Genomic DNA, 17,784 nt, shown 5'->3' on the forward strand with positions numbered 1-17,784 from the left:
GGTCAGAGCGGGTACACGCGCTCGCGCAACGACCTGAGGAGGTGCCACGATGACCATCCCGACGCCCCCGGATCCGGACACCGTGCCGATCCCCCACCCCAACCCGGCGCCGCGTCCCGGCAAGGACCCCGACCCCGTCCCGCCGCCCATCCCGCCGTTCCCGGACCCAGTGCCCTACCCCGACCCGGACCCGGCACCACGGCCGGAGCCCCACCCCGGGCAGGCCTGGCGAAGGTCTCGCGCTGGTCGGTCACCAGGGCGAGCGGGCCCACCTCAGGGCCGGCACCGCCTGATCCGTCGACCGGAGACCGTGGTCAGGCGTCCACCGGTTGCGGCGTGAGGCGCTTGAGGCCCTTGCGGTCGTAGTAGCGCGTCATGGCGAAGCCGAACACCAGCGCCGCGGCGAAGCCGACCGCGATCATGATCCACGCGCGGTTCAACCCGGCGTCGGCCCGGGCGTCGAAGTAGAGGATCGACCGGACGCCCGCGCTGAGCTGCCGCATCGGCTCGAAGGCGCCGAGGAAGCGGTAGAAGGCCGGGGTCGCCTCCAGCGGGATGGTCGCCCCGGAGGAGGGCAGGGCCAGGGCGATGAAGACGAACATCGACACGAGCTGCCCGATGCTGCCGAACGCCGCGTTGATGGCCTGGACGCCGAGGCCGACGGCGAGGCAGGCGCAGTAGGAGAAGATCCACAGCAGCGGGATGTGCGAGGCGTCCATGCCGAGCACGACGATGCAGGCCACCATGACCATCGACGTGGTCAGCACCGAGATCCCGGCGGTCATCACCATCTTCAGCACCAGGGTCCGGGTGCGGTCGATCGGGACGGTGGGCCGGCGCGTGTGCCAGGGGCCGATCTCGCTGTCCGCGTAGCCGAGGGCGGTGTCGACGCCGTTGTGGACCAGGTTGCCGCCGATGAAACCGGCGAGCACCAGCAGCAGGCTGTAGTAGAACGCGCTGAGTCCGAGGCCGCTGTGCCTCCCGATCGGGTGGCCGACCTGCGTCACCACCGCGACGGGGTCGGCCAGCAGCAGGCGGGCGGTCGCGTCGGCCCCTGGTGCGGCCAGCTGTTTTCCGATGCTCAGCGACGCCTGGTGGGCGGCGTTCTGGTTGATCTGGGAGGCGAGTGACGAGCCGAGGCTGCCCACGCCGGGGTTGGTCAGCACGGTGATGGTGGGCCGCGACGTGGCGCCCGGCGTGGTCAGCGCGCCGACCGAGGCCGTGAAGTCCGCGGGGATCACCAGCGCGCCGTAGACCCGGCCGGAGGCCAGCTGGTCCTGCGCCTCGGCCCGGCCGACCTGGCGCCAGTCCACCGAGCCCGCGGGCGAGGCCGCGACGACCGCCCCCGCCACCTGCGCCCCGAGGTTCTGCTGCTGTCCGGGCAGTGGCGCCCCGGTGTCCCCGTTCACCAGGGCGACCGGCAGGTGGTGCAGGTTGCCGTTCGGGTCGAGGACGCTGCCCATGTACAGCAGCGACAGCCCCAGCGCCACCAGCGCCGCGAGCACGGACGGGATCAGCCACAGCATCGGTCGCCTCAGCAGGGCGCCGACGGGCACCTGGGGGCGGGCACCGCGGGGCGGGGGGATCGGGGAGGACACGGTGGACCACGCTAGAACGCCGCGGCGGCCGTTGGACGGCGCGACACGGCGCGACATGCGGCAGCGGCCGGCGGGCGGCCGTGGACCACGGGCGCCGGATCACCAGCAAGCAACCGCATCAATCAGGTCACATCTGGAACATCGTATGATGACCCAACTCCCGCGCTACGCGCGAAGAGTTCCATAGATGTCCCCTTTGACCGATTCATCTCCCGCTTCCCACGCACGGAGCCACCCTCATGGAGAACCTGTCCACCGTCGACGTCGACGGCGCGATAGAGACCCGCGGTATCGAACCCGTTCCCGACCACGAGCGCGGGGGCAGAGTCCGCGAGCTCTTCCCGACCTGGGTCGCGGCGAACATCAGCGTCCTGCTGCTCACCATGGGTGCCGCCCTGGTCGTGTTCAACCAGCTGAACTTCTGGCAGGTCCTGGTCGTCGCGGCGTGCGCAGCGCTCGTCTCGTTCGGCATGGTCGGCGTGCTGTCGGTCTCCGGCAAGTGGGGCGGGGCGCCGGGCGCGACCCTCTCGCGGGCCACCTTCGGGGTGCGCGGCAACCTCTTCCCGGGCGCGATCCTCTGGATCGCCCGCTTCGGCTGGGAGACGATCAACGCCGTCACCGGCGCCTACGCCGTCCTGACCGTCCTCGACCTCCTGTTCGGCGTCAAGAGCAACACCGCGCTGATCGTGATCACGCTGTTCGCCTTCGTCGCCTGCACGTTCCTGGTCTCCGGCATGGGCCGCAAGGCGCTGAACGTCTGCAACACCTGGTCGACGTACCTCTTCGGCCTCTTCAGCGTCCTCGTGCTCGGCTACCTGATCGCGACCATGAAGTGGAGCGAGGTCTTCGCCAAGCCGGCGGGCACCACCGCGATGATGATCGCCGGCATCGGGACCATCGCCGCCGGCGGCATCAGCTGGGTCCCCACCGGCCCCGACTTCGCCCGCTACCTGCCGCACGCCGCCTCCGGCAAGAAGATCGTCGGCGTGACGGTCTCCGGCGCGGGCCTGGTCATGGTGCCGATGGTCCTGATGGGCGCCGTGATGGCGGTCGCCTCCCCCGGCCTGGCCGACGCCGCGGACCCGGTCTCCTTCCTCGGTGACCTCCTGCCGACCTGGCTGGCCGTGCCCTACCTGCTCACCGCGATCGTGGGCATGCTGCTGATCAACAGCCTCTCCATGTACTCGGCCGGCTTCACCGCGCAGACCATGGGCGTCAAGCTCCCGCGCGCCCTGGCCGTCAGCATCAACGCCGTGATCTCGCTGGTCGGCGGCCTGCTGCTGATGCTGGTCGCCAAGAGCTTCCTGGGTTCCTTCATCACCTTCCTGATCCTGCTCGCCGTCTCCTTCTCCGCCTGGATCGGCGTCTACGCGGTGGACATGTACCGCCGCAAGTCGCGCGCGGTGCGCTACGACGCCGCCGCCCTGATGGACACCGGCAAGAACAGCCGCTACTGGTACGCGGGCGGCTTCTGCTGGCAGGCGATGGTGTCCTGGGTGCTCGCCCTGCTCTTCGGCCTGGCCTTCACCAAGTGCGACTGGTTCGCCGGCCCGCTCTCCGGCACCCCCGTCGGCAAGTACGGGCTCGCCTGGGCCGCGACCATCGTGATCTCCGGCGTGATCATGGCCGTGCTCCCCGAGCCCCGGGAGAACACCGCCGCGACCGCCGAGCAGCCCGCCGCGGCCGAGGCGAAGCAGCCCGAGAAGGTCTCCGCCTGACCGCTCCACACGAACACCCCCCGGTCCGCCCGGGCGCCGATTCAGCCGAGTCGGTGCCCGGGCGGCCCGGTTTCGTCCGGGGTCAGGACCGGCGGGCGCAGGAGGTCAGGCGGTCGGCCAGGTCGAGGACGAGGTCGCGCAGTTCGGTGGGGCGCTCGATGGCGAAGGGGCGGTCGAGGGCGGCCAGGACTGTCGGGAGCCAGTCGAGGCGTTCCACCCGTAGTTCTGCTCGGCGCCAGCGTTCGGTCGGGTCCTCCTCGTCCAGGGTCGCGACACCGGCGGGGAGGTGGGCGCGGATCTGGGCGGCCGTGCCGTGGATTGTCACCGTCACTTCGTGGCGGTAGTCGGCCGTGGCGAGTGCCGACAGGAGGCGTTCCGCCGGGCCGGGGCCCTCGGGGGGCTCGAACGAGCCGGGTAGGTGTCTGGCGGCCGCGATGCGGTCCAGGCGGAAGGTCCGGTCCTCGGCGAGCACGGCGTCCTGGGCCGTGACGTACCACCGGCCCGCGTGGGCGACGATCCCGTACGCGTGGAGTGTGCGCTCGCTGCGGCGGCCGCCGCGGTCGGTGTAGCGGATCGAGACCGGGCGGCGGTGGCGCACCGCGTCGGCGAGGGTGAGCAGGACCTCGGCGTCCGGGGTGTCGAACTCGCCGGGCGCATCGGTGAAGTCCAGGGTTTCCATGAGCGTGTCGAGCCGGCGGGCGACGTGGTGGGGCAGCACCCGCCGGATCTTCGCCGAGGCCGTCTCCCCCGCCGTGCGCTCGGCCGCCGTCAGACCCGTTCGGCGGCCGGCGACCAGGCCGAGCAGGACGGCCAGCGCCTCGTCGTCGTTGAGCATCAGCGGGGGCAGGCGGTAGCCGGGGGCGAGGCGGTACCCGCCGTAGCGGCCGCGCACCGATTCCACCGGGACGTCCAGGTCGATCAGCTGGTCCACGTACCGCCGCACGGTCCGCCCCTGGACTCCCAGCCGGTCGGCCAGTTCGGCCACGGTGCGGGTGCCGCCCGACTGCAGCAGTTCCAGGAGCGTGAGGACGCGGCCGGCGGGTCGGGACATGGTCCGCAGCCTAACGCGAATAGTGGACCGGTTCTGTCCCCTATTTCTCCTAGCCTCCGGTGTGCACACCTCGTGCACACCGTCCGAACGGCCGAGGAGCCTGTCATGGAATTCGTCTCGATCCGCATCATCACCGGCGACGTCGCCCGCCTCGTCGGCTTCTACGAGCGGGCCACCGGGGCCACGGCGGCGTGGGCCACCGAGGACTTCGCCGAGCTCAGGACGACCGGCGCCACCCTCGCGATCGCCGGCACCCGCACCGTCCCCCTGTTCGCCCCGGGCTCCGCCCGCCCGGCGGCCAACGACAGCGTGATCACCGAGTTCCTCGTCGACGACGTGGACCGCGTCCACGAGGACCTCACCGCCTTCGTCACCGATTTCGTCGCCGGGCCGACCACCATGCCGTGGGGCAACCGCTCCCTGCTGCTCCGCGACCCCGACGGCAACCTCGTCAACTTCTTCGCCCCCGTCACCCCGGCCGCCAAGGCCAGGCTGGCGGGCGGCGAATAGGATTGCGCGCCCCCCGGAGCTGACACGGCTTCAGCGCCACGACCCTGCGAAGCGTTCCGCCGACCACGGGGGCCGTCCCATGTCCACGTCCGTGCCACCGGGTCGGCTTCCCGGGCCCCTTGCCGCCTCGATCCGCCCCCGGCGGACTGGGCGGCAACGAGGACTGGTGTTACGGCCGGCGGCCGGCGCGGCGGGGGTGGGAGCGCGTCGACCCGTGAGAGCTACGTGCCCGGGACGTCCGGGGCCCGGGTGGACGGGCGGGCGCGCAGGACCGGGAGGGCGGAGAGGACGGCCGCCGTCGCCGCGCCGAGGGCGGCCAGGGCGAGGACCGTCCAGGGCGACGGGGCCCGCGCGATGCCCGCGCCGATGCCGCCCAGCTCGCCCTGGCGGTCGATCAGCCACCGGACGAGCGGGATGCCGGCGGCCGCCCCGGCGGCGACCGTGGGCAGGGCGATGGCCGTGCCGCGGACGGCCAGCACGACGGCGGACTGGCCCGGGGTCAGGCCGAGCGCCCGGAGCAGGCCGAGGTCGCGGCGTCGCTCGTGGAAGCCGGCCGCGGCCGTGGTGAGCAGTTCCACGAGGCAGATGAGGGCGAGCAGGAGCAGCAGCCCGACCACGCTGGCCCGCAGCGCGCCGGGCCGGGTGACGGGGCCGGCCGGGAGGCGCAGCTCGACCCGGCCGGCGAGTCCGGCGCGGGCGGGCAGGTCGCGCTGGACCTCGGCGGGGTCGTGGCCGGGGTGCAGCGCGAGCTGCCAGAAGTCGGGGCGGGTGGGGTCGCCGGGCCGGTCGAGGGTGTCGAAGCCGGTGGACAGGACCCGGCCGCCGTTCTCGGGTTCGAGGTCGCGCCCGACGACGTGGAGGATGCGCGGGGTGCCGCCGGTGGTGACGCGCACCCACTGGCCGACCTTGGCGCCGAGGAGGTCGAGGGCGCCCTGACCGGCGACGGCCTCGTCGGTCGCGCGGATCGCCCGGCCCTCGACGACGGTGTACGGGTACGGCGCGTCGGTGGTGCCGACGGCGCGCAGGGTGAGCGTCGCGGACTGGCCGGGGGCGAGGGCCTGCGTCTCGGTGCCCGGGTAGGCGCCGCGGACGGCGGGGTCGGCGGCCAGGGCGGCGGCGAGCTCGGCGTCGTCCGGGGTCCGTTCGGGGCTGGCCCGGCGGGCCGTGACGGAGGGGGTGGTGACGGCGCCGTCGGGCCGGGTGACGGCGTCGAGCGTGGCCCAGGTGCTCAGGGCCAGGGTGGCGGCGACGACCGGGACGGTCAGCCGGACCGCGCTGACGACCAGGCCGGAGCGGCGGCGCAGCACGCCGCCGAGGCCGAGGACGAGGGCGGGCGGCAGCCGCCGCAGCGGGCCGAGGCGGACCGGGCGGGCCGTCATGGCGGGTGGCCGGGTGCCGTCGGTCGGCGGGACGGGGGCGACCCGGGCGGCGCGCAGGGCGGGCAGGGCGGCGGCGGCGCCGACGGCGACGAGTGCCGCGGCCCCGACCGCGACGGTGGCGGCGGTGCCGCCGGGGACGAGCCGGTGGAGGACGTCCGTCCCGCCACCGAGGGCGGGGACGGCGCGGGCGGCGATCGCGGCGCCCCCCACGCCGAGGAGGACCCCGGTGCCGGCCAGCAGGAGCTGCTCGGCGATGAACATCCAGGCGACCTGGCCGGCGGTGAAGCCGAGCGCCTTGAGCAGGGCGATGTCCCCGGTCCTGGCGCGGATCCGGCCGCCGGCCGCGCCGGCCACCGCGAGGGCGGCGGAGAGCAGCGCGGCCAGTCCGCAGAGCCCGAGCAGGAGGCCGGCGAGCCGGTCGTCCTGCTGCCGCGCGTCGCGGGCGTCGAGCCAGGTGGTGATCCGGGAGACGCGGTCGGCGCCGAGGAGGCTGACCGCCCGCTGGGCGGTGTAGGCGGCGTCCGAGGGGTGGGCCAGGCGCAGTCCGAGGGTGAGTCCCTGGGCCGCCCGGTCGGGCTGGACGAGGTCGAGGGTGGTGGGCAGGGTCCAGCCGAGGTCGTAGCCGGCGGCCTGGCTGGGCAGTTGGTCGGGGCTGTCGGCGATGCCGAGGACGCGCAGGTCGACCGGGGTGCCGTGGCCGTCGAGGACGGTCAGGCGGTCCCCGGGGTGGGCCCAGGCGGCGTCGGCCGCGGACTGTTCGAGCACGATGCCGTGGACGTCGGAGGGGTCGAGCCAGCTGCCGGAGATCAGCAGCGGGCGGGCCGCGCCCGGGGTGTCGCCGCGCAGCACCAGTGTGGTGCGGTCGGTGGGGCCCGCGGCGGCGGCGCCCTCGGGGCGGCGGCCGACGAGGGTGGTCTCGGCCGTGCGCTGGGGCGGTGAGACGGCGACGACGCCGGGTTCGCGGGAGAGCAGGGAGGCGGACGCCTCGTCCGTTCCGGTCCCGGCGGCCTGAGCGGCCTGAGCGGCCTGGGGGGTGGCGGACGGCCGCAGGTCGATCCGGACGTCGGGCGATCCGGCGGCCTGGAACTGGCGCTGCCACGGGTCGGCGGCGGCGCCGAGCAGGGCTCCGGCGAGCAGGAGGGCCGCGGCGGTGCCGCCGGTGGCGAGGACGATCAGCAGGGCGTGGACGCGGTGCGAGCGCAGGTCGGCGCGGATCCAGCGGAGGAGGGCGCGCACCGGCTCAGCCGCCGAAGTCGATGACGTCGCGGACCCCGATCGCGCCGCGCCGCGCGGCCGGGGGCTCCTCGACCCGGGCGTCGTCGGCGACCCGGCCGTCGAAGAGGCTGACGACGCGGTCGGCGGTGCTGGCGGCCCGGGCGTCGTGGGTGACGAGCACGATCGTGGTGCCCTGCTCGTGGTAGCGGGTGAGCAGCGCGAGGACGTCGCGGGTGCTGCGGCTGTCGAGGTTGCCGGTGGGTTCGTCGGCGAGGAGCAGCTCGGGCCGGTTGACCAGGGCGCGGGCCAGGGCGACGCGCTGGCGTTCGCCGCCGGAGAGTTCGCCGGGCCCGGCGGCGGCCTTGTGGGCGAGGCCGAGCTCCTCCAGGAGTTCGCGGCGGCGTTCGCGGGCGGTGCGGGCCGGCAGGCCGGCGAGGACGGCGGTCAGTTCGATGTTGTCGGCGACGGAGAAGTCGGCGAGCAGGTTGCCGCTCTGGAAGACGATGCCGTAGTGGCGCCGGCGCAGCCGGGCCCAGGCGGCCTCGCGCAGCCCGTCGACCCGGCGGCCGTCGAGGCGCAGCTCGCCCTCGTCGGGGCGCAGCAGGCCGGCGAGGAGGTGCAGCAGGGTGGACTTGCCGGCGCCGGAGGGGCCCGTGACGGCGACGAACTCGCCCCGGTCGATCCGCAGGCTGATGCCGCGGACGGCGGGTATCAGGGCCGATCCGCTCAGGTGCGAGCGCACCAGGGCGTCGGCGGCCAGCAGCGGCGGTATCGGCTCCGAGCCGCTCACGTGAGTTCCTCCTGGCAACGCTCCAGCCAGTCGAGGTCGGCCTGCAGGTGCAGGACGGCGCCCTCGATCAGCAGCAGTGAGGTCCGGTTGCCGCGCTCGGTGGCGGCCAGTTTGTTGAGTCCGCGCATCGTGTTGATGCAGTGCCGACGCTGGTTGTTGATCAGCGTCAACCGGTCGGCGAGTTCGGTGCCTTCGGCGAGGATCAGCTTCATGAAGAACTCGTCCCTGACCCTCGGTCCCTCGGTGGGGGCCTCGAACCAGCCGGCGAGTTCCTCGGTGCCCTTCTCCGTGATCTCGTAGACCTTCTTGTCCGGTCTGCCCTCCTGCGTCACCTCGGTGCCGCGGATCAGTCCGGACTTCTCCAGTCGGCTCAGGGTCACGTAGATCTGGCCGATGTTCGGCTGAGGGTACGCCGCGCCGAAGGTCTGCTCAAGCCCCTGCTTGAGCTCGTACCCGTAGGCGGGCTGCCGGGCCAGCAGCGCCAGCAGCTGATGGCGCACCGGGCGTCACCTCTTCCTTGGTCTTCCGTCGTCGCTGGTTACACCTCGGTCACACAGTACGGGCAGGTGGGTGCCGTCGAGCAGGGAGGCCGTATAAAGGGACGTGCGTCGGCCGGCGCCCCGGGTGGACGCCCCGAGGGCCACCGGCGTGCGTCGGCGCCCACCCGCGCCGGCCGGACGAAGGAGCTCCATGGCAGACCGGCCGCCCACCGGGCCCCACGCGGGCCGCCGGCGCGTGACGCGCGCGCTGGTGGGCGGGGCCGCGGTGCTCGCGGCCGGGGGCGCGTCCGCCTGGTACGGCCTGGCCGGGCGCACGCCGGCGGCGGGCGATCCGGACGGCGTGGGGCCGGTCACGCTGGCCACCGGCCGGGACACCACCCACTACCTGCGCGGGCTGCTGGCCGACTGGAACGCCGAGCACCCGGACCAGCCGGCCGAGCTGGTCGAGCTCCCCGAGGCGGCGGACGAGGTCCACGCCCAGCTGGCCGGGGAGCTGTCGGCCGGCGGCGGCCGCTTCGACGTGCTCAACCTCGACGTCGTGTGGACGGCCGAGTTCGCGGCCCGCCGCTGGACGGCGCCGCTGGACGAGGCGGAGTTCGCGCTGGACGGCCTCCTGCCGCCGGTCGTCGCCACCGGACGGTACGACGGGCGGCTGTACGCGGTGCCGTTCGTCGCCAACGCCGCCCTCCTGTACTACCGCAGCGACGTGCTGGACGCCGCCGGCGAGCAGCCGCCCGGCACGTGGGACGAACTGGCCCGGCAGGCCAGGACGCTGGCGCCCGCGCACGGACTCGGCGGGTACGCGGGCCAGTTGAGCCCGTACGAGGGGCTCGCCGTCAACGCGCTGGAGGCCATCCGCTCGGCGGGCGGCGATCTGCTGGCGGGCGACGGCTCGGTCGTGGTGGACAGCCCGCAGGCCCGGGCCGGGCTGGAGTTCCTGGCCGGGGGCGTGCGGGACGGGTGGATCCCGCCCGAGGTGCTCGGCTACCAGGAGGAGGAGTCCCGCGCGGCGTTCGAGCGCGGCGGCCTGCTCTTCCTGCGCAACTGGCCGTACGTGTACCACGAGGTCGCCGCGGCCGGCTCGCCGGTGGCCGGGCGGTTCGGCGTGGTGCCGCTGCCGGGGCCGCACGGGCCGGGCAGCGGCGTGCTGGGCGGCTCGGGGCTGGCGGTCAGCCGGTTCTCCCGGCACCAGCGCACCGCGCGGGCGCTGATCGGCTACCTGACGAGCCGGAAGGCGCAGTCCCGCGTCCTGACCGACGGCGGGCTGCCGCCGGTGCGGGCGGACCTCTACACGGATCCGGAGCTGACGGCCCGCTTCCCGTTCCTGCCGGTGCTGCGCACGGCGATCCTGGCGGCCGGGGCGCGCCCCGGCGTGCCGCAGTACCAGCAGCTGAGCCTCGCGTTCAGCGAGTCGGCGTTCGAGGTCGTGTCGGGCCGCCGCAGTGCCGGGGCGGCGTTGCCACGGCTGGCGGCCGACCTGCGCGCCATCGTCGGCTGAGGCGTCGCGCCGGCCGCATCCCGGGGGCGTTCCCCGGGGTGGTGAGTACCTACCCGTGAGTACCTAACACGTATCTATGCCGATCCCGGCACGCTCGTTCGTAACCCCTGGAAAACCCTTTCGAAGCAGGGTCTTAACAGCGGCCATCTCTGCCTGCTATACCTAACGCGAATGCATAACCGTTGGAGTAGCGAGATGCCCCACACCCTCCCCGACGGCGACGCGGCCGCCTTGCCGCGCGCTCGGTCACACGCCCCCATCGCCCCCGCCGCCCGCGCCTGGTGGCGCGACGCGGTGATCTACCAGATCTACCTGCGCAGCTTCCGCGACACCGACGGCGACGGCGTCGGCGACCTCGCCGGCGTCCGCGAACACCTGCACCACGTCCGGCAGTTGGGCGCCGACGGGGTCTGGCTCAACCCGTTCTACGTCTCGCCCCAGCACGACCACGGCTACGACATCGCCGACCACTGCGCCGTCGACCCGGTCTACGGGGACCTCGCCGAGTTCGACCGCCTGGTGGCGGACTGCCGACTGCTCGGCCTCAAGCTCGTCCTGGACGTCGTGCCCAACCACTGTTCGAGCGAGCACCCGTGGTTCCGGAAGGCGCTGGCCAACGGTCCGGGCAGTCCCGAGCGGGCCCGGTTCCACTTCGCCGAGGGCCGCGGAGAGCACGGCGAACTGCCGCCCAACAACTGGCGGGCCATGTTCGGCGGCCCGGCCTGGAGCCGGGTCACCGAGCCCGACGGGCGGCCCGGCCAGTGGTACCTGCACCTGTTCACCCCGCAGCAGCCGGACTTCAACTGGCGTGACCCCGACGTCGCCGATCACTTCGAGGAGATCCTGCGGTTCTGGCTGGACCGCGGCGTCGACGGCTTCCGGATCGACGTCGCCGCCGGGCTCTACAAGCACCCCGACCTGCCCGACTCCCCCGACCCGGACGTCGACGAGCGCACCCGCGACTCGGTCAACCCGCTCGCCTGGAACCGGCCCGAGGTGCACGGCGTGTGGCGGCGGTGGCGGGCGATCTGCGAGGAGTACACCGCCCGCGACGGCCACGAGCGCCTGCTCGTCGGCGAGGCCTCCGTGCCCACCCCGGCCGAACAGGCCCTGTACGTGCGGCCGGACGAACTGCACCAGGCGTTCTTCTTCCACCTGCTGCACGCGCCGTGGGACCTCGCGCACTTCCACCGGGTGATCGACGACGCCGTCCGGGACATCACCGCCACCGGCTCGACCGTCACCTGGGTGCTCAACAACCACGACCAGGTCCGCACCACGACACGCTTCGCCGGCCAGGACCCGGCCTCCGGTCCGGCCCGGGCCGCGGCCGCCGCGCTGCTGATGCTGGCCCTGCCCGGCGCCGCCTACATCTACCAGGGCGAGGAGCTCGGACTGCCCGAAGTCCTCGACCTGCCGGACGAGTCGATCACCGACCCGATCTTCCGGCGGACCGGCAGCCGCACGGGGATCCGCGACGGCTGCCGGATCCCGCTGCCCTGGTCGGGCGACGCGGCGCCGTTCGGGTTCAGCCCGCCGCACGCCCCGGCCGCGCCCTGGCTGCCGCAGCCGGCCGCGTTCGCCGCGCACACCGCCGAGCGGCAGCGGGCCGACGCCGGGTCCGTCTACCACCTGTACCGCACCGCACTGCAGTTGCGCCGGGAACTCCCCCAGCTCGGCGAGGGCACGCTGCGGTGGCTGGAGGCCCCCTCCGGGGTCCTCGCGTTCGTCCGCGGCGAGGGCCTGGTGTGCGCCGTCAACTTCGGCGACGCCCCCGCACCGGCCCCGGTCGCCGGTCCGCCCCTGCTCGCCAGCGGCCCGTGCACCGACGGCGTCCTGCCGCCGGGCACCGCCGCCTGGTGGATCAAGTCCAGTCCCGCACAAGCACGCTGACGCCACCTCGACACCCACCCACCACGGGCCACCCACCCACACGAAGGAAGCCTCGACGATGAGACTCCGCAGCATCCTCCCCACCCTGGCCACCACCGTCGTCCTCGCCGCCACGGCGACCGCCTGCGGCAGCGGCGGCAGCGGCTCCGGATCCGGCGCCGCCACCCAGGAGCTCAAGGGCCAGAGCCTGACCGTCGCCGCCGTCTGGAGCGGCACCGAGCAGGAGAACTTCAAGAAGGTCCTGGACGCCTTCACCGCCAAGACCGGCGCCACGGTCAGCTACACCTCCACGGGCGACAACCTCTCCACCGTCGTCGGCAGCAAGATCGAGGGCGGCGACCCGATGGACGTCGTCATGGTCGCCCAGCCCGGCGTCATCAAGCAGTTCGCCGACAAGGGCTGGCTCGCGCCGCTCCCGCCGACCGTCACCGACGCCGCCAAGAAGGACTACGCGAGCATCTGGTCCACCCTGGGCACCGTCAACGGCACGCAGTACGGCCTCTACTTCAAGGCCGCCGACAAGTCGACCGTCTGGTACAGCCCCACCGCCTTCCAGAACGCCGGCGTCCAGCCCCCGGCCACCTTCGACGACCTGCTCAAGGCCGGCCGCGCCCTCTCCGACTCCGGCACCCCGGCCTTCTCCATCGCCGGGCAGGCCGGCTGGCCGCTGACCGACTGGTTCGAGAACGTCTACCTCTCCCAGGCCGGGCCCGAGCTCTACGACAAGCTCGCCCGGCACGAGATCCCCTGGACCGACCCGTCCGTCATCAAGGCCCTCACCACCCTCGGCAAGGTCTTCGGCGACCGACAACTCGTCGCCGGCGGCGGCCAGGGCGCGCTCCAGACCGACTTCCCCACCTCCGTCCAGCAGGTCTTCGGGCCGCAGCCCAAGGCCGCCATGACCTACGAGGGCGACTTCGTCGGCGGGGTCATCGCCTCCGAGCTCAAGAAGCAGGTCGGCACGGACGCGAAGGTGTTCCCCTTCCCCGCCGTCGACGGGGGCAAGGCCCCCGTGATGGGCGCGGGCGACGCGGCCGTCCTCCTCAAGGGCGCCAAGCACGCCGAGGCCGCCCAGAAGTTCGTCGAGTACCTGGCCAGTCCGGAGGCGGCCGCGGTGTGGGCCAAGGCCGGCGGGTTCATCTCGCCCAACAAGGCCGTCGACCCGGCCGTCTACCCCGACGACACCACCCGCCAGTTCGCCAAGTCCGTGATCGACGCCGGGGACGCCTTCCGCTTCGACATGTCCGACCAGGCCCCCGCCGCGTTCGGCGGCACCGCCGGCCAGGGCGAGTGGAAGGACCTCCAGGACTTCCTCGCCAACCCCTCCGACGTCCAGGGCGCCGCCGCCAAGCTCGAAGCGGACGCCGCCAAGGACTACAAGGGCTGATCCACATGTCTCTGCGCTCCTCCCGCAGGGACCGGGCATCCGGTGGCGCCCTGCGGCGCCACCGGGGCCTCGCCCTGCTGTTCGTCCTCCCCGCGCTCCTGCTGCTCGGCGCCCTCGTCGTCTACCCCATCGGCTACTCGGTGGCGCGCAGCCTCTTCGACGCCTCCGGCAACCGCTTCGTCGGGCTCGACAACTACGGCACGGCCTTCACCGACCACGCGACGCTCACCGCCGTGCGCAACAACGCGATCTGGGTGGCCGTCGCACCGGCGCTGGTCACCGCCATCGGCCTGGTCTTCGCCGTGCTGACCGAGAAGGTCCGCTGGGCCACCGCGTTCAAGCTGCTCGTCTTCATGCCGATGGCGATCTCCTTCCTCGCCGCCGGCATCATCTTCCGCACCGTCTACGACGCCGACCCGCACCGCGGCGTGCTCAACGCCGCCGCCGTCGCCGTCCACGACACCTTCGCCGACCGGCCCTCCTACCCCGGCGCCCGGCCACGCCCCGGCACCGGCCTCGACCAGGCCCAGGGCGGCGACGTCACCGCACCGGCCGCCACCCGCGCCGTCCTGCTGCCGCTGGTCGGCGTGCAGCCCGGCGCGATCCCGGCCTCCGCGCAGCCGGCCCGGCAGCCGACCGCCGGCGACGGGGTCAGCGGCACCGCGTTCCTCGACTTCGTCCCGGGCGGCGGCGGCCGCCCCGGGCAGCTCGACGCCGGCAAGAAGGGCCTGCCCGGCCTCACCGTCCAACTCCGCGACGGCGGACGGACGATCGCCACCACGACCACCGCCGCCGACGGCACCTTCCAGTTCGCCGCCGCCCCCTCCGCGACGCTGACGGTGGCGCTGCCCGCCGCCGACTTCGCCGCCCCCTACCGCGGCGTCGACTGGCTCGGCCCCGCCCTCGTCACCCCCGCCATCATCGGCGCCTACACCTGGATCTGGGCCGGCTTCGCCATGGTCATCATCGCCGGGGGCCTCGCCAACCTGCCCCGCGAGACCATCGAGGCGGCCCGGATCGACGGCGCCGGCGAATGGCAGATCTTCCGCCGCATCACCGTGCCCCAACTCGCCCCGGTGCTCGGCGTCGTGTTCGTCACGATGGTCATCAACGTGATGAAGATCTTCGACCTCGTCTACATCATCGCGCCCGGACCGGTGCAGCAGGACGCCGACGTGCTCGCGCTCCGGCTCTACCTGGTCTCCTTCGGCGGCGGCAACGACCAGGGCCTGGGCAGCGCGCTCAGCGTCCTGCTGCTCCTGCTCGTCGTCCCCGTGATGCTCCTCAACGTCCGCCGCTTCCGCGGGAGTCGCTCATGACCACCACCTCTCCCGCCCCCGGCGCGCGGCCCTCCCAGCCGCTCGCCGGCCGGCTCGCCGCCCTCACGCGCAGCGGGCTCGTCCAGGCGGTCCTGATCGTCGCCGCCGTGGCCTGGCTGGTGCCCACCGTCGGACTGCTCGTCTCCTCGCTGCGGCCCAAGCAGGCCGCCGCCAGCGGGGGTTGGTGGACGGCGCTGACCAAGCCCGCCGAGCTCACGCTGCAGAACTACACCGCGCTGCTCGGCGGGGGCGACGTGCCCAAGGCGCTGTGGAACACGGTGCTGATCAGTGTCCCGGCCACCCTGCTGACGGTCGCCCTCGCGGCCGGCGCCGGATACGCGTTCGCGTGGATGCGCTTCCCCGGCCGGGACGCGATCTTCGTCGGCGTCGTCGGGCTGCTGGTCGTCCCCGTGCAGGTCGGGCTCATCCCGGTCGCCAAACTGGAGGGCGCCGTCGGGCTGTTCGGCACCATACCGGGCGTCGTGCTGTTCCACGTCGGCTACGGGCTGCCGTTCGCCGTCTTCCTGATGCGCAACCACTTCCTCGACATCCCGGCCGAACTCCTCGAAGCGGCCCGGATCGACGGCTGCGGCGAGTGGCGGATCTTCCGCACGCTCGCGCTGCCGCTCGCCGCGCCCGCCGTCGCCTCGCTGTGCATCTTCCAGTTCCTGTGGGTGTGGAACGACATGCTCGTCGCGCTGATCTTCGCGGGCAACGACTCGCAGCCGCTCACCGTCTACCTGCAGTCCCAGATGCGGCAGTTCGGCAGCAACATGGACATCCTCGCGCCGGGGGCCTTCCTGTCGCTGCTGGTGCCCGTGGTGGTGTTCCTCTGCTTCCAGCGGTTCTTCGTCCAGGGGGCGATGGCGGGGTCGGTGAAGTGACGCGTGGCCGCGGCGCTATTCGGCGTCCGCGCCGAGCAGCGTCCGCGTCCGCACCTCGTCGAACGCGGGCTCGCCCTCCGTGCGGCGGCTGCGGACGGTGGCCGCCCAGCCGAGCAGGAAGGCGGCCGGCACCGAGACCACCCCGGGCATCTGCAGCGGGAACCAGTGGAAGTCGACGTTCGGGAACAGCGCGTCCGGCGCACCCGAGACCGTCGGGGAGAACAGGTGCAGCCCGACGGAGACGAGCAGTCCGCCGTACACCGTCCACAGCAGGCCGGTGCGGTTGTAGCGGCTCCAGAACAGGCTGTAGACGAGGGCGGGCAGGACGGCCGACGCGGCGACCGTCACCGCCAGGGAGGACAGGAACTGCAGGTTGTAGCCCTGCGCGGCGACCGCGAGCCCGATCCCGACCGCGCCGACGGCCCCCACCGACCACCGCACCGCCCGCACCTCGGCGACCTGCGGCATCCGGCCCCGGCGCACCGCGCCGGCGGCCACGTCGTGGGCGAGCGCGGCCGCCGCCGCGAGCGTGATGCCCGCGACGACCGCGAGGACGGTGACGAACACCGCGCACGCGACGGCGGTGAACAGCGCGCCGCCGGCCGTCGTGCCCGTGCCGCCCTGCAGGTTGCCCGCGAGCAGCAGCAGGGCGGCCTGGCCGTTCGGATCGACCGCCGAGATCAGCCGGCCGCCGAGCAGCGCCACGGCGCCCAGCCCGAGCACGACGACGGCCAGGCAGAACGCGCCGACCATGCCCACCGCGTACCGGGTCGAGCGCCGGGCGGCGGCCCCGGTCGGCGAGGCGTTCACCCGCATGATCATGTGGGGCATGCAGGACGCGCCGAGGACCACGGTGAGGTGCAGGCCGACGAAGTTCAGCCAGCCCTCGGCCGAGTCTCCGAACCGCAGACCAGGACGCAGGTAGGACTGCGCCCGGCCGCTGCCCTTGACGGCGGCGGCGAGCAGCTCGTCGACGTCCCAGTGGAAGCGGGCCAGCACCGACAGCACGACCGCGAGCACGGTGCCGAGGGTCAGCACGACCTTGACGATCTGGACCAGGCTGGTGCCCTTCATGCCGCCGAGCACCGTGTAGCAGACCATCAGCATGCCCACCAGCACGGTGCAGAACTGCTGCACGCCGCTGTGGGTGAGCCCCAGCATCAGCGCGGTGGCCGTGCCCGCGCTGGAGAGCTGCACGACCAGGAACGGCAGCGAGACCGCGAGCGTCACCACGGTCGCGGCGATCCGCGGCGCGGCGCCGTCGGCGCGCAGGGCGAACACGTCGCCGAGGGTGTAGCGCCCGGCGTTGCGCAGCGGCTGGGCGAGCAGGAGCAGGACGCCCAGCGAGAGGGCGGTGCTGAGGGCGAGGGTGACCCCGTCGTAGCCGTTCACCGCGACGATGCCGGTGGTGCCGAGCAGGGTGGCGGCCGAGATGTAGTCGCCGGAGAGGGCGAGGCCGTTCTGGAACGGGGTCAGCGTGCGGTTGGCCGTGTAGAAGTCGGCCGTCTCGTCACCCTCCGGACCGACCAGCACGCACAGCAGCAGCGTCACGCCGACGAAGACCAGGAAGGCGATGAGCACCATCGTCTGGGTGCCCGCGCCCGGGGCGGCGGGATTCACCGGGCCTCCGTCCGGTCGCCCGCGCGCAGGCGCTCGGCCTCCGCGTCGCACCGCGCGGCCGAGCGGCGGTCGAAGCGCGCGGCCGTCCACAACAGCAGCGTTCCCTGCACGACGCCGAGCAACATGCCCACGGTGAACTGGCCGAGCACCTTCGTCCCCAGCAGCCCGCCGGCGGTGCACGCGAGCACCACCGTGAGCGCGAACGGCACGCCGTTGAGCAGTGCGAAGCCACGGGTGATCCGCAGGGTGCGGCGGCGCAGGACGGCGAGTTCCCGGGGGCTGGCGGCCGGCCGTCCGCCGGGCGGCGGGCCGGCCGGCGACCGGTGGCCGAAGAGTGAGGGCGACGAGGGCATGAGGGTGGTCCTTGCGTCCTTGCGTCGGTGCGGGTGGGCGGGCGGGCTTCTCCGCAGACGGACTGCGCG

Annotated in this window: 14 protein-coding genes; 7 read left to right on the forward strand and 7 right to left on the reverse strand. The window is 73.7% G+C overall.

All coding sequences use genetic code 11. The features are described 5' to 3' along the window. Positions 1 to 314: 314 nt before the first annotated feature. Entirely contained in the window at positions 315 to 1,655 is a 1,341-nt protein-coding gene (locus tag PUR71_RS27320) for a YhgE/Pip domain-containing protein (protein ID WP_443077589.1), read from the reverse strand. 182 nt (positions 1,656 to 1,837) lie between these two features. On the opposite strand from PUR71_RS27320, the gene PUR71_RS27325 reads away from it, so the two are divergent. Beyond that, positions 1,838 to 3,316, forward strand: a complete 1,479-nt coding sequence (locus tag PUR71_RS27325; protein ID WP_329929789.1) for a purine-cytosine permease family protein — start codon at positions 1,838 to 1,840, stop codon at positions 3,314 to 3,316. Positions 3,317 to 3,398: 82 nt separating this feature from the next. Here the strand turns inward: PUR71_RS27325 and PUR71_RS27330 are convergent, their stop codons facing one another. Continuing rightward, positions 3,399 to 4,367, reverse strand: coding sequence for a helix-turn-helix transcriptional regulator (locus PUR71_RS27330; RefSeq protein WP_329929790.1), 969 nt, complete (start codon positions 4,365 to 4,367; stop codon positions 3,399 to 3,401). 105 nt (positions 4,368 to 4,472) lie between these two features. Between PUR71_RS27330 and PUR71_RS27335 the strand changes: the two genes are divergently transcribed. Continuing rightward, complete coding sequence (locus PUR71_RS27335; protein ID WP_329929791.1) at positions 4,473 to 4,877, forward strand: VOC family protein; 405 nt, start codon at positions 4,473 to 4,475, stop codon at positions 4,875 to 4,877. A gap of 221 nt (positions 4,878 to 5,098) precedes the next feature. Here PUR71_RS27335 and PUR71_RS27340 read toward each other — a convergent pair whose 3' ends face one another. Genes PUR71_RS27340 through PUR71_RS27350 form a run of 3 tightly spaced genes read right to left on the reverse strand, consistent with a single transcriptional unit; the run spans position 5,099 to position 8,761 of the window. After that, a complete protein-coding gene (locus PUR71_RS27340) occupies positions 5,099 to 7,492 on the reverse strand; it encodes an FtsX-like permease family protein (protein WP_329929792.1) in 2,394 nt (797 codons plus the stop codon). 4 nt (positions 7,493 to 7,496) lie between these two features. Next, positions 7,497 to 8,261 carry an ABC transporter ATP-binding protein gene (locus PUR71_RS27345; protein ID WP_329929793.1) on the reverse strand — a complete coding sequence of 255 codons (765 nt, stop codon included), beginning with the start codon at positions 8,259 to 8,261 and terminating at the stop codon, positions 7,497 to 7,499. Beyond that, complete coding sequence (locus PUR71_RS27350) at positions 8,258 to 8,761, reverse strand: helix-turn-helix transcriptional regulator (protein WP_329929794.1); 504 nt, start codon at positions 8,759 to 8,761, stop codon at positions 8,258 to 8,260. The genes PUR71_RS27345 and PUR71_RS27350 overlap by 4 nt, the downstream gene beginning before the upstream one ends. Positions 8,762 to 8,951: 190 nt before the next feature. On the opposite strand from PUR71_RS27350, the gene PUR71_RS27355 reads away from it, so the two are divergent. From PUR71_RS27355 to PUR71_RS27375, 5 genes are all read left to right on the forward strand, one after another. After that, positions 8,952 to 10,259: an ABC transporter substrate-binding protein gene (locus PUR71_RS27355; RefSeq protein WP_329929795.1), complete on the forward strand. Its 1,308-nt coding sequence runs from the start codon at positions 8,952 to 8,954 to the stop codon at positions 10,257 to 10,259. A 195-nt stretch (positions 10,260 to 10,454) separates the two neighbouring features. Further along, positions 10,455 to 12,152, forward strand: a complete 1,698-nt coding sequence (locus tag PUR71_RS27360) for a glycoside hydrolase family 13 protein (protein WP_329929796.1) — start codon at positions 10,455 to 10,457, stop codon at positions 12,150 to 12,152. 58 nt (positions 12,153 to 12,210) lie between these two features. Beyond that, the gene (locus tag PUR71_RS27365; RefSeq protein ID WP_329929797.1) at positions 12,211 to 13,539 is read left to right on the forward strand and encodes an ABC transporter substrate-binding protein; all 1,329 of its coding nucleotides are present in this window, start codon (positions 12,211 to 12,213) and stop codon (positions 13,537 to 13,539) included. Positions 13,540 to 13,544: 5 nt separating this feature from the next. Beyond that, positions 13,545 to 14,858 carry a carbohydrate ABC transporter permease gene (locus PUR71_RS27370; protein WP_329929798.1) on the forward strand — a complete coding sequence of 438 codons (1,314 nt, stop codon included), beginning with the start codon at positions 13,545 to 13,547 and terminating at the stop codon, positions 14,856 to 14,858. Beyond that, a complete protein-coding gene (locus PUR71_RS27375) occupies positions 14,855 to 15,742 on the forward strand; it encodes a carbohydrate ABC transporter permease (protein ID WP_329929799.1) in 888 nt (295 codons plus the stop codon). Before PUR71_RS27370 ends, PUR71_RS27375 begins: the two co-directional genes overlap by 4 nt. Positions 15,743 to 15,757: 15 nt before the next feature. Here the strand turns inward: PUR71_RS27375 and PUR71_RS27380 are convergent, their stop codons facing one another. Both PUR71_RS27380 and PUR71_RS27385 read right to left on the reverse strand, forming a co-directional pair. Beyond that, positions 15,758 to 17,362, reverse strand: coding sequence for a sodium/solute symporter (locus PUR71_RS27380; protein WP_329929800.1), 1,605 nt, complete (start codon positions 17,360 to 17,362; stop codon positions 15,758 to 15,760). Next, complete coding sequence (locus tag PUR71_RS27385; protein WP_329929801.1) at positions 17,359 to 17,715, reverse strand: DUF485 domain-containing protein; 357 nt, start codon at positions 17,713 to 17,715, stop codon at positions 17,359 to 17,361. Before PUR71_RS27385 ends, PUR71_RS27380 begins: the two co-directional genes overlap by 4 nt. Positions 17,716 to 17,784 lie beyond the last annotated feature (69 nt).

This window comes from Streptomyces sp. SP17BM10, assembly GCF_036322405.1.
Lineage (GTDB): Bacteria > Actinomycetota > Actinomycetes > Streptomycetales > Streptomycetaceae > Kitasatospora.